The organism is Paraburkholderia sp. PGU19 (assembly GCF_013426915.1).
Classification (GTDB): domain Bacteria; phylum Pseudomonadota; class Gammaproteobacteria; order Burkholderiales; family Burkholderiaceae; genus Paraburkholderia.
In genome coordinates this window covers 1,152,722-1,176,498 of record NZ_AP023182.1, presented here as the reverse complement: position 1 = coordinate 1,176,498, position 23,777 = coordinate 1,152,722, and the positions used below count along the sequence as shown (strand labels likewise).

General features: G+C 59.4%; 23 protein-coding genes and 4 pseudogenes. 14 read left to right on the top strand and 13 right to left on the bottom strand.

Features of this window, described 5'->3' with window-relative positions; all coding sequences use genetic code 11:
• Positions 1-229: 229 nt before the first annotated feature.
• Positions 230-1,411, bottom strand: coding sequence for a DUF4346 domain-containing protein (locus H1204_RS45790; RefSeq protein WP_243469034.1), 1,182 nt, complete (start codon positions 1,409-1,411; stop codon positions 230-232).
• A 424-nt stretch (positions 1,412-1,835) separates the two neighbouring features.
• Here H1204_RS45790 and H1204_RS45785 point away from each other — a divergent pair, with 424 nt between their 5' ends.
• On the top strand, positions 1,836-2,258 hold the full coding sequence (locus H1204_RS45785; RefSeq protein ID WP_180735540.1) for a MerR family transcriptional regulator: 423 nt from the start codon (positions 1,836-1,838) through the stop codon (positions 2,256-2,258).
• Between the two features lie 489 nt (positions 2,259-2,747).
• On the opposite strand, the gene H1204_RS52835 is transcribed toward H1204_RS45785, so the two are convergent.
• Genes H1204_RS52835 through H1204_RS52270 form a run of 3 tightly spaced genes read right to left on the bottom strand, consistent with a single transcriptional unit; the run spans position 2,748 to position 3,282 of the window.
• Entirely contained in the window at positions 2,748-2,846 is a 99-nt protein-coding gene (locus H1204_RS52835) for a cache domain-containing protein (RefSeq protein WP_346015803.1), read from the bottom strand.
• On the bottom strand, positions 2,803-3,045 hold the full coding sequence (locus H1204_RS45780) for a Cache 3/Cache 2 fusion domain-containing protein (protein WP_274608271.1): 243 nt from the start codon (positions 3,043-3,045) through the stop codon (positions 2,803-2,805). Before H1204_RS45780 ends, H1204_RS52835 begins: the two co-directional genes overlap by 44 nt.
• A gap of 30 nt (positions 3,046-3,075) precedes the next feature.
• Positions 3,076-3,282, bottom strand: coding sequence for a hypothetical protein (locus H1204_RS52270; protein ID WP_243469033.1), 207 nt, complete (start codon positions 3,280-3,282; stop codon positions 3,076-3,078).
• Between the two features lie 351 nt (positions 3,283-3,633).
• On the opposite strand from H1204_RS52270, the gene H1204_RS45775 reads away from it, so the two are divergent.
• The gene (locus H1204_RS45775) at positions 3,634-3,840 is read left to right on the top strand and encodes a hypothetical protein (protein ID WP_180735539.1); all 207 of its coding nucleotides are present in this window, start codon (positions 3,634-3,636) and stop codon (positions 3,838-3,840) included.
• 68 nt (positions 3,841-3,908) lie between these two features.
• Here the strand turns inward: H1204_RS45775 and H1204_RS45770 are convergent.
• Both H1204_RS45770 and H1204_RS45765 read right to left on the bottom strand, forming a co-directional pair.
• Positions 3,909-4,037 (bottom strand): annotated as a pseudogene (locus tag H1204_RS45770) (IS30 family transposase); the annotation flags it as partial.
• Entirely contained in the window at positions 4,037-4,345 is a 309-nt protein-coding gene (locus tag H1204_RS45765) for a hypothetical protein (protein WP_180735214.1), read from the bottom strand. The gene H1204_RS45765 and the pseudogene H1204_RS45770, both read right to left, overlap by 1 nt.
• Positions 4,346-4,668: 323 nt before the next feature.
• Here H1204_RS45765 and H1204_RS45760 point away from each other — a divergent pair, with 323 nt between their 5' ends.
• Positions 4,669-4,992 (top strand): DUF4148 domain-containing protein, encoded by a 324-nt coding sequence (locus H1204_RS45760; protein ID WP_180735538.1) that lies wholly within the window; start codon positions 4,669-4,671, stop codon positions 4,990-4,992.
• Between the two features lie 261 nt (positions 4,993-5,253).
• On the opposite strand, the pseudogene H1204_RS45755 reads toward H1204_RS45760, so the two are convergent.
• Positions 5,254-5,501: pseudogene (locus H1204_RS45755) on the bottom strand (DUF2000 family protein); the annotation flags it as partial.
• Positions 5,500-5,981 (bottom strand): annotated as a pseudogene (locus H1204_RS45750) (AraC family ligand binding domain-containing protein); the annotation flags it as partial. The pseudogenes H1204_RS45750 and H1204_RS45755, both read right to left, overlap by 2 nt.
• Positions 5,982-6,263: 282 nt before the next feature.
• On the opposite strand from H1204_RS45750, the gene H1204_RS45745 reads away from it, so the two are divergent.
• On the top strand, positions 6,264-7,034 hold the full coding sequence (locus tag H1204_RS45745; protein ID WP_180735537.1) for a DUF3047 domain-containing protein: 771 nt from the start codon (positions 6,264-6,266) through the stop codon (positions 7,032-7,034).
• Positions 7,035-7,273: 239 nt separating this feature from the next.
• Here H1204_RS45745 and H1204_RS45740 read toward each other — a convergent pair whose 3' ends face one another.
• From H1204_RS45740 to H1204_RS45730, 3 genes are all read right to left on the bottom strand, one after another.
• Positions 7,274-7,600 carry a hypothetical protein gene (locus tag H1204_RS45740; RefSeq protein ID WP_180735536.1) on the bottom strand — a complete coding sequence of 109 codons (327 nt, stop codon included), beginning with the start codon at positions 7,598-7,600 and terminating at the stop codon, positions 7,274-7,276.
• Between the two features lie 91 nt (positions 7,601-7,691).
• Complete coding sequence (gene petA / locus H1204_RS45735) at positions 7,692-8,312, bottom strand: ubiquinol-cytochrome c reductase iron-sulfur subunit (protein WP_180735535.1); 621 nt, start codon at positions 8,310-8,312, stop codon at positions 7,692-7,694.
• The gene (locus H1204_RS45730) at positions 8,309-8,770 is read right to left on the bottom strand and encodes a carboxypeptidase-like regulatory domain-containing protein (protein WP_180735534.1); all 462 of its coding nucleotides are present in this window, start codon (positions 8,768-8,770) and stop codon (positions 8,309-8,311) included. The genes petA and H1204_RS45730 overlap by 4 nt, the downstream gene beginning before the upstream one ends.
• 681 nt (positions 8,771-9,451) lie before the next feature.
• Between H1204_RS45730 and H1204_RS45725 the strand changes: the two genes are divergently transcribed.
• Together H1204_RS45725 and H1204_RS52265 are read left to right on the top strand one after the other, a co-directional pair.
• Entirely contained in the window at positions 9,452-9,967 is a 516-nt protein-coding gene (locus tag H1204_RS45725) for an aspartate carbamoyltransferase (RefSeq protein ID WP_180736341.1), read from the top strand.
• A gap of 137 nt (positions 9,968-10,104) precedes the next feature.
• Positions 10,105-10,389 (top strand): hypothetical protein, encoded by a 285-nt coding sequence (locus tag H1204_RS52265; RefSeq protein ID WP_243469032.1) that lies wholly within the window; start codon positions 10,105-10,107, stop codon positions 10,387-10,389.
• 250 nt (positions 10,390-10,639) lie between these two features.
• On the opposite strand, the gene H1204_RS45715 is transcribed toward H1204_RS52265, so the two are convergent.
• A complete protein-coding gene (locus H1204_RS45715) occupies positions 10,640-10,906 on the bottom strand; it encodes a hypothetical protein (protein ID WP_180735532.1) in 267 nt (88 codons plus the stop codon).
• 438 nt (positions 10,907-11,344) lie between these two features.
• On the opposite strand from H1204_RS45715, the gene H1204_RS45710 reads away from it, so the two are divergent.
• The 3 genes from H1204_RS45710 to arsA all read left to right on the top strand — a co-directional run bounded on the left by H1204_RS45710 (position 11,345) and on the right by arsA (position 14,915).
• On the top strand, positions 11,345-12,529 hold the full coding sequence (locus H1204_RS45710) for a thiolase family protein (RefSeq protein ID WP_180735531.1): 1,185 nt from the start codon (positions 11,345-11,347) through the stop codon (positions 12,527-12,529).
• A gap of 381 nt (positions 12,530-12,910) precedes the next feature.
• Positions 12,911-13,120 carry a hypothetical protein gene (locus H1204_RS45705; RefSeq protein WP_180735530.1) on the top strand — a complete coding sequence of 70 codons (210 nt, stop codon included), beginning with the start codon at positions 12,911-12,913 and terminating at the stop codon, positions 13,118-13,120.
• A 28-nt stretch (positions 13,121-13,148) separates the two neighbouring features.
• On the top strand, positions 13,149-14,915 hold the full coding sequence (arsA, locus tag H1204_RS45700) for an arsenical pump-driving ATPase (RefSeq protein WP_180735529.1): 1,767 nt from the start codon (positions 13,149-13,151) through the stop codon (positions 14,913-14,915).
• A 687-nt stretch (positions 14,916-15,602) separates the two neighbouring features.
• Here arsA and H1204_RS45695 read toward each other — a convergent pair.
• Positions 15,603-17,189, bottom strand: coding sequence for an SH3 domain-containing C40 family peptidase (locus tag H1204_RS45695; RefSeq protein ID WP_180735528.1), 1,587 nt, complete (start codon positions 17,187-17,189; stop codon positions 15,603-15,605).
• 607 nt (positions 17,190-17,796) lie between these two features.
• On the opposite strand from H1204_RS45695, the pseudogene H1204_RS45690 reads away from it, so the two are divergent.
• From H1204_RS45690 to H1204_RS45675, 5 genes and pseudogenes are all read left to right on the top strand, one after another.
• Positions 17,797-17,952, top strand: a pseudogene (locus H1204_RS45690) (BON domain-containing protein); the annotation flags it as partial.
• A gap of 281 nt (positions 17,953-18,233) precedes the next feature.
• Positions 18,234-19,505, top strand: coding sequence for an IS1182 family transposase (locus H1204_RS45685; RefSeq protein WP_243469030.1), 1,272 nt, complete (start codon positions 18,234-18,236; stop codon positions 19,503-19,505).
• Complete coding sequence (locus tag H1204_RS52260; RefSeq protein ID WP_243469029.1) at positions 19,444-19,680, top strand: transposase; 237 nt, start codon at positions 19,444-19,446, stop codon at positions 19,678-19,680. Before H1204_RS45685 ends, H1204_RS52260 begins: the two co-directional genes overlap by 62 nt.
• A 311-nt stretch (positions 19,681-19,991) precedes the next feature.
• Complete coding sequence (gene gcvA / locus H1204_RS45680; RefSeq protein ID WP_180735527.1) at positions 19,992-20,897, top strand: transcriptional regulator GcvA; 906 nt, start codon at positions 19,992-19,994, stop codon at positions 20,895-20,897.
• A 269-nt stretch (positions 20,898-21,166) separates the two neighbouring features.
• Complete coding sequence (locus H1204_RS45675; RefSeq protein ID WP_180735526.1) at positions 21,167-23,665, top strand: CoA transferase; 2,499 nt, start codon at positions 21,167-21,169, stop codon at positions 23,663-23,665.
• Positions 23,666-23,777: the final 112 nt, after the last annotated feature.

Sequence of the window (23,777 nt, the reverse complement as noted above, 5' to 3'; positions counted from 1 at the left end):
TGACGGCCCGGTCACGTCCGACTGTGACTAGCTGCATCCTTAGGCCTATGCCAGCAGAATGAATAGCCAAGGGTCCCACTGCTGACGGGCGATTGTTGCTCCGGCCGATCGGCCGTTTGTGACAGCAAGACGGTGCCGGCGAATGTTCAGTGTTCGGCCGGATCCGGGTCGGACTGGACCTTGCCACTTGCGGTGATTCACCGACTACGGAAAACGTTTTCTGTCGGCGTCATCCAATGGTATGGCGTACTGGTGGGCCGCAGCTATCCGTCTTGGTGGCTTCGTGTGTGAGCATTGGCTCGCCGGGCGCCCGATCCTGAACATAAGACTCGCTCGTCTGGAGGCAGCGTTCCGCAATTGAGAGCTCGCGCCCAAGATAGGCGGCGTGATCCAGTTGACTCACAAGCGCTAGCTTCACGATTTCCGCATAGACGGCTGTAGGCGTCGATCCCTCCACGACGCAATCAAGGACGCCCGCGTTCGTGTAATGCTCAACCACCAGCTCGTGTACGCGACGGTCTGGGTAGACGATGAAGAAACCGGCCGGGTCGGACTTGAAAAACTGCGGCTCCCTGGCTTGCACGGTTTTAACGGAAACGTCAGTCACGGTCCCATCAAACGGTGGCAGCCCCTGAGCGTGGCAGTCCACAATGACTTGACCGATACGGGCAGCATCCTGCTCGCCAATCAACGAAACAAGCTGCACCTGTTCCTTGAAGACCCGGATGTGCTGCGGCCCAACATTCTTCAAGTATGGGCGTTTCCCCTTCGCACCGGCGATACGCTGCTTGTCGTCAAGACCATTGGCGAACAGGCTCTCCATCGATTGTCCCGGCAAATGGCCAATCGACTGCCGGGAATCCTCGCCGCACAGGACCAGAAATCGAATGTTGGAATTGGCCAGCACGTTGCGAATGACACGCTCTATGCCCAGATTCTCGGTATGCATCGTGCCGGCAATGGCGAGCCCATCAGGTGCGGAGTGCGCGAGTTCCTTTGCGAGACTCTCGCTGTTTAGCGTGCATACGGCTACGGACGCCCCGTACCTGACGACAGAGTAATCACCTGGCAGGGGCGGCCAGCCGCTGCGTTCTTCGGGCGCCTCGACAGGACAAAGCGCTGCTTCTGGCGGCGCCTGCGGAAACGCCTCGGCGAATGCATTAGCGGCACGCGCCGGAAAACAGATCTCGCAGCCGAGGCACTCGTACTTCTGCGGCACCAGCACGCGGCGAGCGTTATCGAGCACCGGCACCAGTTCCACAACGACGGGAGTAGCTTTCTCCAGCGCCTCGATGGTGCGCCGCAAGCACCCACATCGATGGCATTTGGTCGCGGCGATGGCTTTCGCGAACTCGTCACGAACAACGCTTAGCGCAGCGGCGCTCAATGCGGCAGTTTCGTCTTGCCCCACGGCTTACTCCATTTGTACCCGCGAGGGAACTTCGCGTCCTCGCGCGAGCCGTCTGCGCGGTTAGCCGCAGCAGGAACAACACGCCGATTTGGGCTGCTCCCAAGCCTTCGGTCCAGTTTCGGCCGGGCCAGTGCGGCCGCAACCGGATTCGGTATGGCGTTCTCCGGCAGGTGTCGGCACGGCTTCATGCGACTCGGGTTCGTTGGGCCGGATTTCGGCCGGTCTGCTCGTTGCAGTTCGTCGGCATTCGCATGGCATCATCAATCTCCCCAATACAATTGGCGTCCACCCAATCGCGTCAACCGCGTCTCGCTGTCAAGTCGATTCTGACTGGTTTGTCGTTGAAACCGCTGACTCAGATCAAGCCGCAGGTCGCGTTGGATATCTAAATTGAAAACCATGAAGGCACTTGAGGGTCAATCCCATGCGTATCGGCGATCTGGCAAAGATTGTGGATGTCCCAGTTGCGACCATTCGCTACTATGAGCAGAAGGGGCTCATCGAAAAGCCCGATCGATCTGACTCGAATTACCGGCGCTACGGCTCAGAGACGGTGGCGCGGCTAGGTTTCATTCGGCGGTGCCGGTCGCTGGGCATGAGCCTGACCGAGATACGGCGGCTCTTGAAGTTGACGGAGGCGCCTGATGCCAATTGCGGCGAGGTGGACGTGCTGCTTGACGAGCACATCAGCAACGTACGCGGGCAGCGGCGCAACCTCGCCAGGCGCGAGCGGGAACTCAGGACGCTGCGCGCCGATTGCCACACGTCGATGCAAGTGCGCGGCTGCGGCATCCTGCGGGACTCGGCGCTGATAACACAAGGCAGGGGGGCGCAAATTCGAAAATGAGAAGGCGTCGCCGCGGGATAACCGCCAACCCAGCGACGAAGGAAAAACCGATTGTTCGGGTTAGACTGAGCGGCCGGTGCGGGGTCGATTACCGCCGACTGCATTTCCTGAAAGCTGACGCTCGGAAACGACAGCCGCGGACGGGTCTGAAATGACCGCAACGGTCGACGAGTTGCCAGAGAAACAGTAGGGGCCGGGTGGCCGTTCTACCTTGAAAGTCGCCGCCTAGTCTGCGCTGGGTTCAAGGGCAGTTCCGGGGTCGAGTCCTGCCGACCGCGTCGGGCAGCAGTCGGCCCAGTTCCTGCCTTTCGGTCGCACACGTGGGCGGACATACCGAGGTCGGTTGTGCCTCGGAAGCGGTTATAGCAACCCTCTCATTTTCGTCCGTGTCCGCCCTATGTCCGCCGATCCGGTGCAGGCTTCCCATATGACTGGACTGAACCGCGATTGCTTATGCGGGATACGAAGCGCCATGTCGCTTACCACGACTCACTGGATCTTGGGGTAGCCGACGTAGTAGATACCGACGACGGCCCCAACGGCGTCATGTATCGGTTGATAGCCCGTTATATAGGGCTTTCCTAGGATGTCGGCTTCGCCATAGTAGGCCCCACCGCCGCGAAGGCTTTCCTTTAGGATCAAGGACAGTGCCAATTGCCCGCAACCCGTCGTCTTTTTGCACGTTTGTTGCAACCCGAACGAAGTCATCGCCGCTCTTCACAAATAACGTGGCAGTCCCACCCTTCTCCTGCTTGACCTCATCGACCACCGTAAAGTTGTTGTTCATTTTCGTCGTACCAAAGTACAAAGCCGGGATCTATTTGCCGGCAACAGCATCCTCTCCTTTGATCCCCGGCGCGCCCAATTTGGCCGTTTTTGCCTTCAGCAATGCCATAGCTTCCTTCACGTTCGCCGGTGACTGTGCACGACTCATGGTCGGGAGACCAATTGACATTGCAATTGCGTACACCGCTAGCACCAGAAAGCGCCCGATGAAGCCCATTTGTAAGTGTCTTGGCATCATGTCGTCCTCCAATGAGTGTAGCCGATGAGGTGGGCCGGCAACATCCCCAGGATGACGGGCTGACAGTTTAATGATCCTGTTCGAGTATAGTGAATGCATTACTTGTTACTAACACATTAATTTCACTATCATTTCCTCACTACCACGCGTCGACGCATCCTGAGAATCCCCATGATTCTTATACGCAAGTCATGGCTCCGCCGATGGCCAGCCGCTGGCCTTTTCTTAATCTTCGTTGCCATCGTTGCCCGAGCGAAATCCCCTTGTCCAAACTGGGTCGTCACCCCGGCCGGAAGCGCATTTAATGTAGCAGCGCTAATTTCGGACAGCGGTTCTCCGGAAGCAGCCCTCATGAAGGCACGCAACGCATTGGCGCGCATCAATAACGGCGGCGGATGCGTGGCAATCGCCAGCGACCCTGCCGCATGCGACGAAACGGTTGCGCTCGCTAAAAAAGCCATAGCGGTCTTGGAGAAATGTGGGGCGCCGAATGCCAATACCAATCCAGCCCCCAAAAAACGCTCCCCTGTCGAGACAGAAAACGAGCTTAGCCCATAGGTCCGCCATCTCTGTTTCCCGATCCCAGGTCAGCGATTTATACAGTTCCTGCGGCAGTTCGCCAGCCTGGATCGCCGGCGTGGCGCAGGCTGGATCCCTCCAGTTTGCGCCAGAATTCCCTGTACCGACGAATGCTTGCGGTTAAATAGCTAGGCGATGTGCTGCAGCGACTCGCCTTTACGCCAGCGTTCCCACATCAACGCCTTCTGGCTTTCGCCAAACCAAGCACATCGAATTTCATGTGTTGGATGGAACACGCCACAAGACTGCTGCTATCGCGTTTGGAAACACCCAAATAACAATCCAGGTTCTTTTTGTTGAAGTCACTCCCGAAACCAGCAGGAATAATGGACGTTTCGGAGAGGTGCTTTTGTTCTTTATCGACCCGTCGATAGCGGAAATCCAGCGTCAGGGCAATTGGTCGCTCTATAGAAGTCACATTAGCGCGATGAAACTTCGTATCCGACTCTGCGACTATTTGGGCAATCGAACAGCCGCCTTTCAAGCATGACAAGTCAGTAAGAAAGAGACCACGCGCATATCAAGACTTTGGAGCGTTTCGCGCACGACGGGCCGCGGATCGCTTCCGCAAGCACTCATCGAACTTGCTTGGGCCTAGACGAACCGCGCCGGTTTCGTGCACGCATATCGTGTTGAAACATGCGATTTCCTTGTCCTGTGATCGTCTTTCATATACGGCTAGCGTCGCGCGCTACGAGCGCTCACGGTTGTATCGAAGTTGAAGGCTTGGCCTCCTAGACTTCGGTTGCCAGTGATCGAGCCATGTATCCGTATTACGCGACCCTGGCATCCATAAGGAGGTCCCCCATGAGATCAATTGCTATGGCGATCGCCGCGGTGTCGGCGCTTGCGCTGCCAGTCGCCGCACTCTCTCAGACGGATGCGACAACCACGCGTGCGCAAGTACGCGCTGAGCTACAGCAGCTGGAGCAAGCCGGCTATGACCCGGGCAAAGGAGAAAATCCGAATTATCCGGCGGATATCCAGGCGGCAGAGGCGCGCGTATCGAGCCAAAGCGGTGCAACCGCTTATGGCGGGGTGACGTCGGGCACATCGGCATCCGGCTCTCGCGCTATCAGTCGCCCAGCTACCACAGAGGAAATGAAGCAGCTTTATTTCGGAGGTGATTAGCAGGTTCTATTTCTGGCCACATGTATCAAAGAAACGGCGTAAACGGGTTCCCGCCTCCTGCCTGGCCGATCGCCGAAAGACCGTGCGTCGAAGACCGTTGAGGCTTAAACGCACGGCGTCGGCGGAGACAACCGATAGGCTCCGCCAGAGAAGCAAGAGTTATATAACGTATTACCTGAATCAGGCGTCGATGGAAATCGATATGGGCGAGCAAGGCGCGAGTTCGCTGATAGGGGATTCGGAGCCGCACCTAAGCCCGAATCAGATATGCAGAGCCAGTCCCGTCACCGCCTTGTCCAGGGCTTTCCTGCCGCCATGCGGCGCGAGGCTCACGAAATCGAGTTTGGTTGCGTCCTGAGCACGAATACGTCGCGATTTGCCGCATCGTGTCCGGTCGAAAACATGGCATGCACGTACGGCACGATGTCGAGATCGCGCGAGAGTGTCTGCCGATGTGTGGCCTCCAGGCTGGACAGATCGGCGGCGAACACGAGCATCGGTTGGCCGATAAATGGCGAGAAATGCCGCCTGAATCACAGCGACGAGGTAGCGATTATCCACCAGCATATGGCTAAAGGCCGCCTCGACGCCGCGCAGGCCTGGAAGATTCAGTTCGCGCGCCGCATGCTCAATCCAGTCTTGCGGCAGTTACACATCGCGTACGTGAAGCCGCCGGCCTCCGGCGCATGACCGTCATGCAGCGCGCCGGGCTCGATCAGGATCGCCCGGCCGGGCACGCACGTGTGCAATGACCGATGGCACTGAAAGCGTTGCACGCCTTGCTCGGTGTAGCCGACCAACATGTCGTCGTGGTCGTGCGGATCATAGGCGTGGCCTCTGAAATGCGAGCCAGTGATCGGTGCGCTCGTCGAACACCGTGGTGTCAGCGCACGTGGTATTCCATCAGGCCGAACCCGGGCCACAATCCGCCGTTCACATGCGTCGTCGGTTGGACGTTCACGAGTCGGCTTCCCCCGGTTTCCGGTCATCCGACTCTCAAAGGCGATCGTTCCTTCATCGGCCCTATGTAAAGCTTTCCGTAAGGCCGATGAAGCCCCTGTCGTCCATCAACCGGACACGATCACTGGCAATCTGCATCGTTTCGAGATGCGCGATTTGTCGTGTTTAGGCAGGGTCGGGTCTTGTGCTTCAGATTCGCGGTCCAGCTTTCAAATCAACAGAGCCTAACCGCGGTCGTAAAGGTCCCTCTGAAATACCGTCAGTTAAGGCGACTACAATGGACGCTAGCCAAAAGACGAATGTGACCAGCCATGCATCTTCTCTCGATTCGTCGGGCACGAAAGCGAACAGCCCGGCCAGTCTGGATCACCGTGTGCGTCGCGCTCCTTCTGTTGCCGCCAGTCCTCTTTGCTCAGGACGAAAAGCCGGGCATTGCCTTTTCCACGATCAAGCCCGGCGCACCGATGCCCGCGGGCTGGAAGAACCTGCCGGTCGCGCATGGCAAACCCATGACGCAATACACGCTTGTTTACGACGGCCACACCACCGTCCTGCAGGCGGACGCGAACCGCTCTGCTTCTGCGCTGATGCACGAGGGTAATATCGACCTCGGCCGCACACCCGTCGTGGCATGGCGCTGGAAAGCAGAAAGACCGATCGAGGGCGCCGACAACCGCGTCGGATCAAAGGAAGACGCGCCAGCGCGACTGGTGTTCTTATTTGACGGCGACAAAAGCAAGCTATCGTTTTTCGACCGAGCCAAGATGGACGTGGCAAAGCGCCTGGGTGGCGAGGAGTTGCCCTATGCCACGCTGATGTATATCTGGTCGACCACCGCCGCGCCAGGCACTGTCATTGCCAACCCTCACACGGACCGCGTACAGATGATCGTGGTCTCCGGTCTGTCCGGCGACGCGGGGCAGTGGCAAAGCCTGCGCCGCAATATCGTGCAAGACTACGAACGGGTCTTTCACGAACCACCAGGACGAATCACCGGCTACGGGCTGCTGACCGATACCGACAATACTGGTACGACGACACGCGCCTGGTACGGAGACGTCGAGTTCCTGCCCGGGCCTTGATCACGCAAAGCCGCTGTAGCCGTCTCGCAGATGCCGATACCTGAGTGTCAGCAATGGCCGAGGTCTAGCCTTTGAGCTACCGACCGTAGGGACCGCTGCGCTCTGCGGATTCAACCCGTCGATAGCGACGGTCGGGATTGGGTCCGGTCGGAGACGCTGGCCGCAGTGCGCCTCACCGGCGGGCAAGATAGTTCACGGTTGATTGAACAACGAAACTTTTAAAGAACGGCGTTCGCACATCAATGGTATGTACTGTTGTCGAAGTGCACGGAGTCGCTTCTGCGTGCGATTTCGCTGGCGAATGTCACCTTTGGTGTCTTGCTGCATTCATCGACGATCAGGCCGGCGGGCGCTTCGGCGTCGATGACGAGCGCATTATCCGTCGTGACAACCTGCCTGTTCGTACTCGCCACCCGATTCAGGAGAACAGGCATGCCGTGATTCGCCATCGACAGCAGGTTCTCGCATCTGAGCGGTGACGGATGAATGATCAGCGTCGACTGCGCACGCGCAACCGACGACGCGCAGAGCGCGGATAAGGTAACGATCATCAATAGGGTTCGCATGATCCTGTCTCCTATGTCGACGCGAGTTGGCGCGTTAGCGCTTACTCCTGTCCCATGCAAATGGTTGTCGAAAGTTGAGCATTGACTCCTGTTACGCCCGACCATGCTCGTCCTCGCCGATCACGACGCTATTCGTGCTCGCGTAGCGGTAACGCGGCACGTCGAGATTTTGCGGCGCGGGTTTGTCCTTAAACACGCGCCCTGCAAGATCATAGGTGGAACCGTGACATGGACAGAGAAAGCCACCGGGCCAGTCATCAGGCAGATTGGGCTGCGGGCCTGGCTGAAAACGCGGACTCGGGGTGCATCCCAGATGCGTGCAGACGCCGACCATGACGAGCAGGTTTCTGCGTTCGGTGCGCGAACGGTACGCGTTGTTGCAGTACGCCGGCAGCGGCATCGAAAATGGCCGTTCGCTATGAGGATCCGCGACGAACGGATCGGCGGCGCGCACAGCGGCGAGCATCGAATCCGTCCGGTTGGGGATGAAGATGGGCATGCCGCGCCACGCTGCCGTCATCATGTCGCCGGGCTGGACATGACCGATATCGACCGTTACGGGCGCGCCCGCGGCCACCGCGGACGCGGGTGGCCTGAACGATTGCGCGAACGGCGTCACGACTGCGACGCCCGCAATACCGCCTGCTACTGTTGTCGCGATCAACCATCGGCGCCGCGCCTCGTCGATGGGCGCGTCGGCGATTGCGTTCACGTCGTGCTCCCGGCCGCCTGCGGCGTCTGGGTCGGCCACAGGAACAGTATGCGAATGTGCGTCATGAGCGTGACATCGACGACGCGCTGCTGCGTATGGCCTTCATAGCTGGCGGTCACCCTGTAGCGTCCGTTCGGCAGCGAGGCCAGCATGAACGGGCCCTGCGAAGTGGTATCCAGCAATGTCGCGCCGTGCATGTCGGTGATATTCACCAGGACGTCCGCAAGGTATTCATTCCCTTGATGTGTCTTGCCCGCGAATTCGAGCACCAGCGGGTACTTGTGCATTTCGTCCTTGAGCGCGGCCGACTGATCGCTGCCGATGCCGCCCGACAGATAGACGACGTTGCCTTGATGCTGAATCGGCGGCAGGCTTGATGTCGCGGCGAAGGCGACATTCGCAGACTGCGAGAGCACGAGCGTGATGGCAAGAAGCCCTGTCTTAGTGAATGAGTTCATGATGATCTCCACCGTGAAGGCAAAAGCCTTGATGACGCGGCATTGCTTTTCTGACGCGCGATTCGAGCGGCATGCCGTTCCTGCTCACGGCGTCTTCGTGTCTTCAATCTAGGCAGGATGGATTAAACGAGACTTAAACCGGCTGATCATGCGCGCGAAGCGCGTGATGCACGTGCGAATCGACACATGCGATGCGCAGTGGCGTTTATTACCGGAAGTAGGTAAATCCGATTTGTGCAAACAGAAATGTTTGATAGCGGCTAGTCAGGATTGCCGATCAGGTACAGCACCGACTTTGTCTAATAATGCTTACAGCAAGTCCCCAGAAAACATTAAAATGCGATGGGCACTGTCAGGACAACGGCGACGTGATGGTGCACGACTTCACTCTAGCGATGGTCTTCGCATTCACGCTCGAAAGATGCCGAAATCGTCGTTGGATAAGGTCGGTGATAAGACCAGCCGACGCCTGATAGAGGCGAACGACGTGCGTCCCTGGCTGATCGTCGCGCACATCGTACTCGATAGCCAGAAGGTTCGCCTTGCTGTTTTCCCGCCTACGAGATAACGGTCAAGCGTTCGGCAAGACGCGGCCCAAAGAAAGCAATCCTCGCAGTCGCCGCATCCATGCACGCCCATTCATGACCGGGAACATCCGTGACGCGCATCGCATCCGCCTTCATGCTTGCAGCTTCCGTCGCGGCAGGAATCTTCTGCTCCTCCGCGATTGCCGAGGTGACCGCGCGGCAGGGAAAGATTGCCCAGCGGGGAACTGAGGTTATGCCGTTTTCCCTCGCGCCGACCACTCACATCTTTACGAAGACCGCCGACGGCGGCATCCAGCAGGTCGTGACCAAGCGCAACGATGCCGAACAGGCTGCGCTAATTCGCCAGCACCTGGCGATGATCGCGCAGCAGTTCGCCGCCGGCGACTTCGAGGGACCGGAACATATCCACGGCGAGGATATGCCCGGTCTGGCGGCCCTGCGCGCTGCGAAGCCGGGGGAGTTGAAAATCCGTTACCGCGCCCTGCCCAACGGTGGCGAAATTGCCTACCGGACCGTTCAGCCTTGGCTGGTGGTCGCGCTGCACCAGTGGTTTGACGCCCAGCTTTCCGACCACGGTCATGACGCCATGGCGGGACACGGTCCAGACACGATGCCGCACCATGCAAGTGGCGCCGCGACGCCAGAATAAGGCGTCTACGGTGAAGAGGCAGTCCGCTGACACGGCCGGTGCGCCTGGCGCTACGCCGGGTGTCAGCCTTCCATCCTCGTTGCCTCCGGCGTTGCGACTGGCTCCGCGTGGTGCTGTCCCGTACCACGCACAGGCGTATGTCTTTCGCCGTGGTCAGCGAGCACAAGCGATTTACCGGGTTCAGGCAGGCCGGATATTGCTGCGACGAGATGAAGCACGCGGTGAAACGATCACGCTGCAGAGCGCCGAAGCGGGTGACTTCGTCGGCGAAGCGAGCCTGTTCAGCACGCGCCACCACTGCGACGCGTTTTGCGCCGAAGCGGGCCGCTTTGCTGGTTCTGCCCGCGGAGGTCGTGCTTGCGCGCTGGCAACGCGACTCGTCCTTTGCAATCGACTGGATCCAGATCCTTCCCGGCAACTGATGCGAAGCGGGGCACGCGCGGAGCGCCTGACACTGCGATCACCACGCGAGCGCATCCTGCATTGCCCGAGGCCTGAAGGCGACGCTCAGGGGGTATTTAAGCTAGCGGAGACGCCGACGCACTGGGCACCTTCCTCGAATGCACTCTCACGACCGGCCAATTCCCGCATCGCGCGCTGAACATGCATTGATGTTTCTCGCCGGCGCCACGCTCACGTCTGGCCTCAGGCAAAAAGGCTATACCTCTGGGGTCACAGCGTTAGCGTGACTGAAAGGTGCTTTGGCACGATCGCTCTAAGGGAGGTAATATACTCGTTGACGAACTCTTCATCGACGCCCCGACAGAGCCGATTGGCCATCCTCGCATCGAAGATCTCATGGACTGCTGCCGCAAACGTCGGCGAGTCTCCTACAGCCGGCATTGCAGCCTGAAGTACGGTCATCATCGCGTCCGCCTGCGCCTGCATGAGATTGATCCGTTTCCACAGTCCGTCGATTTCCCGGTCGATATCTTTCAAGTCAGTCTCCCTACTCTTCCGTAGATGCTGTGGCACGACCCTATCATCGTGTCAGCTTGCCCGCCGGCAAGGGTACACGCATTGACACAGGTCAAGATGAATCGAACTTCCCTAGGCATCATGGAAGGCCGTCTGATGCAAGAGCGAGACACTTCACCGTGACGGGGCCCAGCCACGTACCGATTCGATGCAATGAGGCGCCGCCAGTCAACGGACACGTACGCGGTGTCAGTCCGTCAGGAGAGTCCCCACGTCTCGAATCAATCGGGGACAAGATTGTTGTCGACGCTGACGAGAACCATCGGTAACGGAATCGCTGCATCTGAACGTGGAGAAATACGGGGCGGTGTTCGACAAACCCCGCACCCGGATACGCATTGCCAGGCACGATCCGCCGTGCCACGTGATTCACGCGTCATTCCTGTCAGGAGCAAAGGCATGAGCAACCTCGAAGCCGTTTTGTGCAGCCCGGTACGCACCGCGATAGGCACCTATGGAGGAGCACTCAAGGACATGCCGGCGCCAGCGCTGGGCGCTGCCGTTATCCGCGAAAGCCTCAAGCGCGCCGGATTGCCGGCCGACAAAGTGCAGTCGCTGGTCATGGGAAATGTCATTCAGGCAGGCGTGAAGATGAATCCGGCGCGACAGGCCGGTATCGCCGGCGGATTGCCGGTCGCGGTTCCCGCGCTCACGGTTAACCGCGTCTGCGGGTCGGGCGCGCAGGCGATCGCCAGTGCTGCGACCGAAATCTGGGCCGGCATGATTGATTGCGCGATCGCGGGCGGCATGGAAAACATGGACCGTAGCCCCTACCTGCTGCCGCAGGGGCGCTGGGGAGCCCGAATGGGCGATGTGACGCTGTTCGACAGCATGCTGCTCGACGGGCTCAACGACGCCTTCAGCGATCAGCATTCTGGCTGGCATACCGAAGATCTTGTGAGTCAGTGCAGCGTCTCCCGGGAAGACCAGGATCGTTGGGCGCTGCGTTCGCAGCAACGCTTTGCTCATGCCCAGGCCGCTGGGCTGTTCGATGCTGAGATCGCGCCCCTGGAGGTGCCCGGCCGCAAGGGCCCGACGATCTTTGGCCGCGACGAGCACAATCGGCCAGACACCAGCGCCGAATCGCTTGCCAAGCTTAAACCGGCGTTCCGCAAGGACGGCACCATCACCGCCGGCAATGCGCCCGGCCTGAACAGCGGCGCCGCTGCGATGCTTGTCGCCGAACGTGGCTGGGCCGAGCGCAATGGCCTCACGCCGGTGGCACGGCTGGTCAGTTACGGCGTAGGGGCCGTGGAACCGGGTTTGTTCGGCTTGGGGCCGATTCCCGCCGTGCGGCAGGCCCTCACGCGCGCCGGTTGGTCCGTAGCGGAAGTTGACTGCGTGGAGATCAACGAGGCGTTCGCAGCGATCGCACTGGCGTGTCTAAGAGAGTTGGGATTCGCGGAAGACGTTGTGAATGCAGAAGGCGGGGCGATTGCGCACGGTCATCCGATCGGCGCGAGCGGTGCGGTACTGACCACACGATTGCTGCACCAGATGCAGCGAGGCGGAGGCCGACGCGGCATCGTGACGCTATGCATCGGCGGGGGACAGGGCATAGCGCTGGCGCTTGAGACCTTGTAATACGCGTAGTGGTTCTTCCTGAGAGCGCCCAGCGGAGACGCGATCAGACCGGCCATGACTGGCATCTTGTCCCATGGGCGGTCTATTCCGCTGTCGACGCGTCCGGCGGATGGGGATGCATCTTGTCGGGGGCGTGCCATGCCACCGCGTCGCGGTCATGATCGGACAATTAGGCCTCGAACCAATCGTGCGGAGCAGAGACGAGGCGGGGGATTATCCCTGCGATAAACGGCGACATTGTTACGTAACGGATAAGGGATGCGCCCGAATGGTGATTGTTGATGCCCATCTGAGCAACTTTTTGCCCTTCGTGGCCTCAAGATTCCGACAGACGTCCGTGAGCAGCCAGGACGTGCGAGCCTCCAGACGATTCACGCCGTATTGAGCAAATTTGATCTGACGACATTGGCCGAGGCTTTGAAAAAGACATGCAAAAGTCTGTTCGCGCCTCTCGGAGCAGCGGCGCTGGGACGTGCTGCCAGGTCGGGCCGCATCCCCGAGTTGCCAGTGAAGAGTGTCTTTTTAAGAGACTTACAACGTAGCGGTGTTGTCACGGTGACGCTCGGGCGCTGGCAACCCGATGCAAAATGACTGAATACCTATCAGAACAGGGAAGCGCATGCCAACACGACTCGCATTGCTGGATGCACCGACCAGGTACTTGTTCTTCACCGGAAAGGGTGGAGTTGGAAAGACCTCGGTTTCCACCGCTACTGCCATCGCGCTGGCCGACGCCGGCAAGAAGGTCTTGTTGGTCAGCACCGATGCAGCGTCGAATCTGGACGAAATGCTCGGTATCGAATTGACCAATATCCCGGTCTCGGTACCGGGTGTGGTCGGTCTGCTCGTACTGAATATCGACCCAGACGTCGCAGCGGAGAACTATCGCGCTCGTGTCGTCGAACAGATGGGCCCTGAGGCAAGTGCCGATGAAATTGCGACGGTGAGAGAACAGCTATCCGGTGCTTGCACCACCGAGATCGCCACTTTTGACGAGTTTTCCAGCTTACTTTCTCACCGTGGTTCTGACTTTGATCATGTGGTATTCGACACAGCCCCCACTGGTCACACGCTGCGGTTGTTGAGCCTGCCCAAAGCGTGGAGCGGCTTCCTTGAAGGTAATGACCGGGGTGCATCCTGCCTGGGGCCGCATTCCGGCTTGAAAATGCACGAGGAACTCTTCAATCAGGCTTTGGCAGCACTTAACGACGCGAGTATGACAACCGTCGTGCTGGTGGCTCGGCCAGAAACCGGCGCATTGGAAGAGGCCGCGCGTACATCGTTCGAGCTACGAGATCTCGGGCTGGTAAATCAGCGCCTGGTCATGAATGCTGTATTCCATGCGAACCATGTCAATGACCGCGTTGGCGACGCATTTGATGCCTTGGGAAAGAAGGCTCTCGCAGCCATGCCGGAACCGTTGCGCCAGCTTCCTACGGATTATGTGCCTCTGCGCGCGGTGGACTCAGTGGGCTTGCCTGCCCTCCGAGCCCTCCTGGTCCCGGAATCGACATGCGTAAGCGATACGCCTCGCAGTTTGCCCACTCACTTTGCGCATCACACTATGTCGGAATTGGTCAAGGAATTGGCCCACGCCGAGCGGGGGCTGATCATGGTCATGGGCAAAGGCGGCGTAGGCAAGACAACTATCGCGTCGGCTATTGCCTTGGGACTGGTCCGCAGCGGAAAGTCGGTGCACCTGAGTACCACTGACCCAGCGGCGCATCTGGCCATGACCCTTCAGGGAAATGTGCCGGGGCTCACTCTGGGGCGCATCGATCCCAAAGTGGAAACCCAGAAGTATGTGGACAAGATCGTAGCTGCACGCGCGCCCCAAATGACAGAGGACGAGAAGGCACTACTCATCGAGGACCTACGATCCCCCTGTACTGAAGAGGTCGCTGTGTTTCATGCCTTCTCGCATGTCGTGTCTCAGGCTGGCAGTTCATTTGTGGTACTGGATACCGCTCCGACCGGTCACTCCTTGTTGCTGATGGACGCCGCGGGCGCCTACCATCGTCAGATGGTGCGCTCGTTTGAGGACAAGGCCGCCGGTCGCATCGTGACACCATTGATGCGATTGCAGGATGCTAACTACACCAGGATCATCCTGGTCACGTTGCCAGAAACGACGCCGGTGTCGCAGGCAGCGGCATTACAGGAAGATCTACGCAGGGCCGATATCGAACCGTTTGCATGGGTGGTCAACCGGTCATTGCTGGCCACGGATACTCACGACCCAGTGTTGCGGGCACGTTTGAGTAGCGAAAGAAAGCAAATGGAGCGGGTGGCAACGCTGTCGAAACACGGGGTCTATGTGGTTCCATGGCAAGCCGATCCCCCGGTGGGAATCACTGCGCTTGAAGAGCTTCTTGAAGGCGACTGACGACCCGGGCTGCCTTGGGAGCAGTCGTTCAGTTGCACTCTCCTCGATGTCCGCAAAGGGTGTGCGCCGTGAAAAGGTGGCGCTTTCCAGCGGGTGCAAGCCCCGCCCGGCGACCGCTCCAGCCGGAAGCAACCTATAAGGAGCAGCTATGGAGGTAACGAAGTGGCTGAAGCCTCTGGTGAAGCGTGTCACGAATTGGTGACAGCGCGAGTGTGCAGGCCCTAACGCGAGTGAACGCCGAGCAATCCTCGAAAAGGTCGATGCGCAGGCCGCCCCGAACACCCTATCGGGGAAGGTTGATATGACTGGATGGATGAGCGAAGTAGTGCCGCCAGTCACTGCGCCGGGGTAGTGGCGACAGCATGTAGACAAGGGAAGCGTACGCAACACGGGATGCCCCTGGCGTGGTCAGGGATGAGCAACCTGACGCCCGCGAGGGACAGGCCGGGCGCCTTGGGGGGCGGGAGAGGCTCGCAGTATCGTTGAAGCCGGTGCAATGCTGGTGGAGGGAAGGGGCCTCAGTTCAAGACAGACGCAATAGTGGTGAGGACGTGGAGATTGGGCTACCTTGTATCAACGCCGATTCGTGTTCAGAAGCCGCAGATGGCGCAGCCAACTTCACGCTGCGCTGGTATTCCCTCTTGACCCGAGGAACGGAGTCTCTCGTCCGTCCGTGCATCAGCCTGCTCAACTCGCGGGGATGTCCTCGTCAGGTGGAAATGTTGCATCTGCGCGGGGCGCGCCGAGGATGCTGATCCGGAAAATCGGCGTGCCCGCCAGTGATTCCAGCGTCGGATCTTCCGGGATGCGGGCGAGAAGTGGCATGATCACCGAGCCACCGATCACCGCGCGCCGGCTATTGTCAGCCGGTCGAAGGCCCCAGATGTCCTGATAGATCACAGGCACTACCCGGGCGTCGCGGGTCGTGTTACCCAGGTACAGCATGACGTGGCCACCGATATAGATCAGGGTGCGCAGTGGCTTTCCGTGTTGGGTCAGGTATTCGAGCCGCGCGGTTGTTGTGGCATCGGAGAGATCGATCATGTGTCCGGCGCTCATCTGGGTCGACGAATGGCGTGGCAACCACACGCCGAATGCGGCGAAGATGCTTTGCAGCTCCGAAGAACAGTCGTTATAGAGATTGGTATTGCCCCAGCCATAAGGTCTCCCGATCAGTGACTTGAGGAGCATCGCCAAATGGCGTGGCGTTGCACTCAGCGGCATCGGCGAGATTTGCGCGTCGCTGAGGTGTGCAGTGCGGATGATGGCCCGTCCATCGGCGTCGCGGGCCGGCACGAGGATGTTGCGGATGCCCGAGCTGGTCGCAGGAAGCATCGGCAGGAGGCTGCCCGCCGGCGCTTCAAAGCGGAACGCACCCTCGCTGTCGCGCACCGCTGCCAGTGCCACGGTCACCGCGCCCAACGCATTATGTGTCGCTTCGCGCCAGGTGCTGACGAACGGATCGTTCACCATGCCTACGTCCTCGCTGCGCACCCAGCCCTGTACGTCGGGTGTCTGCACATAGCGCCAACCGCCGTCAAGGCTGCTCCCAAGCACGAAAAGCGGCGTGCCTGGTCTTACCGCGGAAATTTGCAGGTCGTCGAACGGGTAGCCCTCGCCCGCAACGTGGCGGTCATAAAAAAACGGATCCATGGTCGGCAATTCGCGCACCAGCAGGTTGCCGGTGGCAATCGCGCGGCGCGCGGGGGTATAGCCCGGGGCGCGGTCGAACTGGTCGATGTCCATGTTCTGCGTAATGGATTCAATCCAGGCCGCGGTGTGAGGCTGGAAGTTCTCCCCGTAACCGATGTTCTTGCCTGCCTTGCCGGTGTTGTCGAAGGAGGCAAGGCGACGGCGTTGCAAGGCGACGATATCGCCGCCGCCTTGCCGATACACATGCGTGTCGACATAGGCCGGGTTCCACGGCGAAGGGTCGCTTGCGCCGGTCCCGAAGTAGCGTGCATAGAGCGCTTCAAAATGGGCACGCTGGTCGTCCGCGTTCAGGAACGCCTTATCGTAGTCGGGCCCAGACGGGTCTATCCAATGATCAACGTCCTGGTCATATGCGGCCATCGGGAACAGTCGAATCGGGTCGACCGCAGTATGCACCTCGCGCGAAGGCGGATTGTTCGCGCATCCGGTCATTGCCAGGCAAAATACAGCTGCGGAAATCAGCAGCCTCGCACGCACGCGCGCCTGCAAAGAAGAGAAGGTTGGACGTCGACCTCGCGGCAGGAACGCGGCTTTGGTTCGAGGAAACGCGGCGAGGGACATAGGGCTCGGCAGTGAACGTGCAAGAATTCCATGATAACGCGCGCTGCGCGCGATCTGCACCCCCTCAGACTTCAACCATCAGCTTCGGTCATGCCGGCCGCTGCGCTTCAACATGGTCCGCGCCGCACGACGCCGTGCCTGGACGTCATGTCGCAACGATGACCTCCGACCGAAGAAGTACGCCATTCCGACGACTGCAAAAGGTGGCTGGATGGCGAGCAGCTTGCGTTCGGCAAAACCCCGGATGCGGGCCGCAACCATCGGCGAAAGCGACGCAACATCAACTGATCCGGAAGTGCGGCGCGATTTTACACAAGGTTTTTTACCAACGTTACATAGGAATCCTCTGTACCTACGGAGTGGAATTGTTGGACCCCGCTTGAGGATAATCCAGACAGCGGCTCTAGGATTGAAGCGGGTTAACTATCACTTCGCGCACGGAAATATTTGGATTCAACGAAGCACGAAACACGCGGATCGCCCGTTGTCCCGCCACGATGTTTTGAAGCATGTCTACAAACTTGCCTGCATCGCTGCTCATCGTTTCGTGGTCAAAGCATAGAATGGACAGCGTTCCAGCTAGATAGTCGGGGACGCGAAGTATCCCATCAGTGTCACCGCGAAAAACGGCGCGGTGACGCTGAATGGCACGGTCACGGACGCTTCGCAGATCGACAAGGTCGAGAAGATCGCCAGGGGCGTTCCAGGGGTGACGTCGGTAGCCAACAAGCTGACCGTGCGAAAACCATTTGGCGGAATGTAGGCGGCTGCGACCTGCACGCGTGGACAAGCACGACGTGGTCCTCGGGGTCATCTTGATTTCGGCGCAAATTTCCGGTTAGAACGCTCCCAGCTGCATACGGCTTTGCGGGTTGTCCTCAATAAATATTGATGTCAAATCAAGGATCTGCTGTCTGGAGCCGAAGCCCGTGGTTTTCGGCCTCCCCCACACGGCGACAAGCGGCCGAGGCTGTGTAAAAACGTCCTGGTTAACTACGTCTTGGTCGCCTAGACTGGATCAACCCGTTGGTATGCGAGGCAAAGATGGGGCGATTCGTCGAAGGTGTAGACCGCAATCAGGCAGCCCTGCTGCCGGAGTGCCTCGAAGACTTCATCGCCGAAGACAATTCGATCAGGATAGTCGACGCATTCGTAGACGAACTCGATCTGGAATCGCTGGGATTCGAAGGAGCCATGCCGGCAAGCACGGGGCGCCCGTCTTACCACCCGGCAGTGATGCTCAAGATCTATATCTATGGGTATCTCAATCGAGTGCAATCGAGCCGTCGTCTTGAACGGGAGTGCCAGCGCAACGTCGAACTGATGTGGCTGACCGGCCGGCTCATGCCGGATTTCAAGACGATTGCCGAGTTCAGGCGAAGCAATGGGGAAGGCATTCGCAACGTATGTCGACGCTTCGTGGTGATATGCCGAGACCTGAAGCTGTTCACGCAAGCCGCAGTGGCCATCGACAGCAGCAAGTTCAAGGCGGTCAATAGCCGCGACGAGAACTTCACGCCCAATAAGATTGAGAGACGCCAGGAGCAGATCGAACAAAGCATTCAACGCTACCTGGATGCACTGGAGACAGCCGATCGCACGCAACCAGCCAAGATAGTAGCGAAGACCGAGCGTTTGCGGGAAAAGATCGAGACGCTGCGCGAACAGATGCGCGATCTGGATCGTGCAGCAGAGATCCTGAACAAGTTACCGGAGAAGCAGGTCTCGCTAACCGATCCTGATTCACGCTCGATGATCTCGCAAGCCAAAGGCACAGGTGTCGTTGGCTACAACGTTCAGGTAGCTGTCGATACCAAACATCATCTTGTCGTCACCCACGAGGTCACGAATGTCAGCAGTGACCGGGCACAGTTGAGCACGATCGCCAAGGCTGCGCGCGACGTCATGGGCAGGAAGAAGATCAAGGCACTTGCAGACCGCGGATACTTCAGCGCGCCAGAAATCAAGGCTTGCGCAGACGCGGGCATTGCGGCACTGGTACCGAAATCGCAGACCCCAGGTGCGAAGGCTGACGGGAGGTTCGATCGGGCTGACTTCATCTATATTGCCAAGGACGACCAGTACTTGTGTCCGGCCGGTCAACGGGCAATATACAGATACACCTCGCTTGAGGGCACCAACCTGCTGAAAACGCATACCTACTGGAGCAGTGCATGCCCGCGATGCCCGATCAAAAGCCAGTGCACGCCGGCTGATTACAGGCGCATCCGCCGATGGGAACACGAAGCGGTACTTGAGAAGATGCAACTCAGACTGGATCGCCAGCTTGACGCAAATGACGATACGAACGGTTGAGCACGTGTTCGGCACCCTCAAACACTGGATGGGTTCGACCCACTTCCAGACGCGCGGGCTTGGCCGCGTTGCAGCCGAAATGAGCTTGCACGTGCTGGCATATAACCTCAAACGCGTCATCAGAATTCTGGGATTCGCTGGCGCGATGCGGGCAATGAAGCTGCGGGGCGCATAATCTAACGGCACTTGAATCACTCGCGGGTAGGCAACGCAATCGCCCCAGACGCACGCAATCTGGCGTGCGGCAAATGCGCGACATCAGTTCCTTTGCAAGCCGGCCGGCCCAGGCGTTTTTACACAGCCTCGGCCAATTCCGGTCCCTGGCGGATCCCTAGAAATGTGTCCGTTGAGAGTTCGGGACCAGCCAGTGAGGATGAGGGTGCAATCTTGAAGACGCACCTCGCCGCCGGGTGACGCAGAATGAATCGGCGCAATAGAATGCGAGAATCCCCAATTGTCCGCCCGATCCGCTAAATTATTCTCAAGATGAAACGACTCCCGCCGCTCAATTGGTTACGCGCTTTCGAATCATCGGCCCGGCACCTCAGTTTCACACATGCCGCGACCGAGCTGAGCCTTACCCAGGCGGCCGTTAGCCAGCAGGTGAAGGGACTCGAATCTCAGCTTGGAACAGCGTTGTTCAAGCGCCTGCCGCGCGGCATCGAGTTGACCGAGGCCGGGCTTGCGTATCTGCCAGTTGTCCATGAAGCGATCGAGCGACTTGCTGCTGCCACGGACGAGATCTTCGGGCAAGGACACCTGAAAATGCTGACCGTGCGCGTGAGTCTTGTGTTTTTCACGCACTGGCTCTCGTGGCGACTGCCCGATTTCCGGAAGCGGTATCCAGACGTTAATCTGCGCATCACCAGTAATATCTGGGGAGGCGATAGCAGCGTCACCGATGTCGAAGCCGATCTGGAGATCCGCTACGGCCACGGGAAATGGACTGGCCTGCGTGCGGAGCGACTGACCTGGGATACGCTGCTGCCCGTCTGCGCGCCCGGCTTGCCTTCCCCGAAAGCGCCTCTGTCTACGCCCAAGGATCTCGCGCATCACGAACTGCTCCACGTGCTCGGCTACGAAGAGGGCTGGGGATACTGGCTAAAAAAGGCTGGTGCTTCGAAGGTCGATTCGTCGAAGGGTATGCAATTCGACACGCTTATCTCCGCACTGAAAGCGGCTGAACTTGGCCAGGGCGTCGCACTCGCGCGTTCGTCGCTCGTCGAGCACATGCTGATCTCCGGACAACTGATCGCCCCACTGAAGCGTCGGCTTCCAACCAGTGAGGCGTTCTACCTCGTCTACTCTCCGCACAGCATCGTTAACCCCAATGCGGCTGCGTTCGTCGCATGGTTGAGTGCACAGGCCGGAGAAGCGCACGCAAGGTACTGACCTTCGGTCGACCTGGCACACGCACCAGTTCATCGTTGTACGGCGCCCAGCCGTCCGACTCGTCTGCTTGAGCCATAAAAAAAACCGACCCACCATCGTTTTTTTTATTGCTTTACGGGCCATGGATTCCGGCCGAAAGTTGCGTCCATCCACTCTGATCTTCACCAAACAGGCGTCTTGATGCTGATGACTGACGGTGACAGGTCTATCCACAACATGACGATCGACGGTCGCATGATGCGACGGGTCTGGAGGCGACTTGGCAGATTATGGGAAATAGTAAGCAACTGCCGTTCAGCGGCGTAAAAGTCATCGACTTCGGCCAGTATATTGCGGGCCCGGCCGTGGCAATGATTCTTGCGGATCTTGGCGCTACCGTAATTCATGTCGATCCTCCGACTGGGCCGCTTTGGGATAGTCCGGTCAATGCCGTTCTGAACCGTAACAAGCATTGCCTGAGGCTCGACCTGAAGTCTGAGAGCGGTTTAAAAGAAGCGAGAAGCCTCATCAACCGCGCGGATATCGTCATCGAGAACTTCCGGCCGGGCGTAATGGCGCGGCTGGGCCTGCACTTCGCAAAGCTGCGTGAGCAAAGCCCTCAACTGATCACCCTTTCGATGCCGGGTTTCGCCAGCAATGACCAGTTGCGGCGCGAATGGCGCGCGTTCGAGCCGATCATCGCTTCGGCATCCGGCGTATTCACGGACATGGGACAGAATCGCGTATTGATGGGCATCAACCCGAGTTTCTCGCCTCTGCCGCTCGCCTCCGCCTACGGCACGATGCTGGGTGTATCCGCCGTCGCTCTGGCCTTGCAGGCGCGGCAGCGCACCGGCCTCGGAGATGAAATTGAAGTCCCCCTGGCTTCAGCCGTGATGGAGGGGCTTTCGTACAACTCAATCCATATTGAAGGCTATCCCGAGCGATACAAGACCCTGCGTGAAAAGGAGATTGAGCGGCGCCGGTCGAATAGTCTGCCGATGAATCTGTCGTATGAGGCCCTGCAGGACTATCTGGATCCCTTCTATCGTACCTACGAGTGCGCCGACGGCCGCAAATTTTACGCGGTGTGTCCGTCGCACCGCTCGCACGCGCGGCGCTGCCTGCAGGCGATGGGGCTGTATGAGGAAATGCTGGCGGCCGGATTGCCGCTTGTAGACGACCCATATCTGCCGATTTCCGAATGGGAGGGGGACGCTTCGCTGGGGGTCTATCCGTTGCCCGAGCATTGGGCCAAGCGCATTTCCGCGCGCATGAAGGAAGTCTTCCTGACGAAAACGGCAGCGGAGTGGGAGAAGATTTTCGGTGAAGGGGGATTCCCGGGCGCTGCGCATCGCACCACGCGGGAGTGGCTGCACGACGATCATGCGAATGCCGCTGGTCTGGTCGTGGACGTCGAAGACTTCGAGTATGGCGCGATGAAACAGCCCGGTCCGGTCTCGTGGCTCGAGGACTGCGCCGAACTGATGCTCTCACCGGCGTCGCGCCGCACAGTGACCTTCCAGGAAGCCGTGGCCATTCTGGACGAGCAGGGGAGCGCTGGAGTGCCTCCCTCGTGTGAAAACTGCTCGAAGGGGTGGCTCGAAGGGGTACGCGTCCTCGACTTGACCAACGTGATTGCCGGGCCGCACTCAACCTCGTTTCTCGGCCGGTTCGGTGCCGACGTCATCAAACTCGACCCTGTCAGACCGAATTATGACCCGTGGAATACCGTGGTCTTCGGGATGTCTTCCGCCCGCGGCAAGCGGAGCGTGCTCGTCGACCTGAATCACCCGGATGGACGTGAGGTGTTCAACCGGCTTGCACGGTCCGTCGACGTGATCGTAATGAACGCGCCGGATCGGCAATTGGCACCGCTGGGGCTGGACGAAGCGAGTCTACGTTCTGTCAATCCGGGCGTGATCTTCTGCCAACTGGACTGCTTTGGCGGTCCGCGGCGCGGACCGCGGACCGACTATCTCGGCTACGACGATTTGATCCAGGCGTGTACCGGAATCATGGCGCGGTTCGGTGGTGGGATGCAGACGCCGGAGGAGCACGCGCACGTCGGGACGATCGATGTCATGTGCGGATTCGCGGCAGCGCTGGGCGTTGCCGCCGCCCTGTACCGCAAGGCCAGAACGGGCGAATCCGGGCGGGCCAGAACTTCCCTCGCGGCGCTCGGCAATCTGGTGCAGGTTCCGTTCTCGTACGACTACGCAAACCGCCGCCCGTTCGATGAGCCGTCCGGCCGCGACGCACAAGGCTTCACGGCGATGTCCCGCTTCTACCGTGCTGCTGACAACTGGATCTACGTGGATACCAGCGAGCGTGAACTGGCCAAGCTCGATGGGGTAGACGGCCTGAAAGGGATCGCTGCCGCCGAGGATCCGGCTGCCTTTCTCGCGTCCGCGCTCGACACAGCCTCCGCCGGAACTTGGCAGACCCGTTTACAGGCCGCCAACATCGCTGCGGCGGTGCCGGACAACATCGTCAATCTGCGCCGGCACAACAGCCGGCCTTGCGATGATCGTCCCGGGATCGACAACGGTAGCTATTCATTCAGCGTCTATGCGGACCATCCGAGCGGTCGATGCGTCACGCAACTCGATCCCTTTGCGATCCGCCCGCGTCACGCCCGGATTCGCGCGCTGCCGTCGGCTGAGAAATTCGGTGAGTCGACGCACGCTGTGTTGCGCGAGTTCGGATATAGCGATGCCGAGATCGAAATGCTGATGGCGCGGCATGCCGTTGGCGACAGCTGGTCCGAAGAGTATCTGCCCAGCTAGACGCACCTCTCCGTTTCGCAGCGGCTACAAGTCAAGCATTCCCCAGCGAAGCATGGTGCAAGCCGAACGTTGCAGCAGACGACGAAAAGCTTGCACGGGCGCTTCAACGGGC

Coding starts and splice junctions, on each gene's coding strand:
- H1204_RS45785 (WP_180735540.1), top strand. CDS start 1,836: ATGCGTATCGGCGATCTGGCAAAGATTGTGGATGTCCCAGTTGCGACC.
- H1204_RS45780 (WP_274608271.1), bottom strand. CDS start 3,045: ATGAACAACAACTTTACGGTGGTCGATGAGGTCAAGCAGGAGAAGGGT.
- H1204_RS52270 (WP_243469033.1), bottom strand. CDS start 3,282: ATGATGCCAAGACACTTACAAATGGGCTTCATCGGGCGCTTTCTGGTG.
- H1204_RS45775 (WP_180735539.1), top strand. CDS start 3,634: ATGAAGGCACGCAACGCATTGGCGCGCATCAATAACGGCGGCGGATGC.
- H1204_RS45760 (WP_180735538.1), top strand. CDS start 4,669: ATGAGATCAATTGCTATGGCGATCGCCGCGGTGTCGGCGCTTGCGCTG.
- H1204_RS45745 (WP_180735537.1), top strand. CDS start 6,264: ATGCATCTTCTCTCGATTCGTCGGGCACGAAAGCGAACAGCCCGGCCA.
- H1204_RS45740 (WP_180735536.1), bottom strand. CDS start 7,600: ATGCGAACCCTATTGATGATCGTTACCTTATCCGCGCTCTGCGCGTCG.
- H1204_RS45730 (WP_180735534.1), bottom strand. CDS start 8,770: ATGAACTCATTCACTAAGACAGGGCTTCTTGCCATCACGCTCGTGCTC.
- H1204_RS45725 (WP_180736341.1), top strand. CDS start 9,452: ATGCTTGCAGCTTCCGTCGCGGCAGGAATCTTCTGCTCCTCCGCGATT.
- H1204_RS52265 (WP_243469032.1), top strand. CDS start 10,105: ATGTCTTTCGCCGTGGTCAGCGAGCACAAGCGATTTACCGGGTTCAGG.
- H1204_RS45710 (WP_180735531.1), top strand. CDS start 11,345: ATGAGCAACCTCGAAGCCGTTTTGTGCAGCCCGGTACGCACCGCGATA.
- arsA (WP_180735529.1), top strand. CDS start 13,149: ATGCCAACACGACTCGCATTGCTGGATGCACCGACCAGGTACTTGTTC.
- H1204_RS45695 (WP_180735528.1), bottom strand. CDS start 17,189: ATGTCCCTCGCCGCGTTTCCTCGAACCAAAGCCGCGTTCCTGCCGCGA.
- H1204_RS45685 (WP_243469030.1), top strand. CDS start 18,234: ATGGGGCGATTCGTCGAAGGTGTAGACCGCAATCAGGCAGCCCTGCTG.
- gcvA (WP_180735527.1), top strand. CDS start 19,992: ATGAAACGACTCCCGCCGCTCAATTGGTTACGCGCTTTCGAATCATCG.
- H1204_RS45675 (WP_180735526.1), top strand. CDS start 21,167: ATGGGAAATAGTAAGCAACTGCCGTTCAGCGGCGTAAAAGTCATCGAC.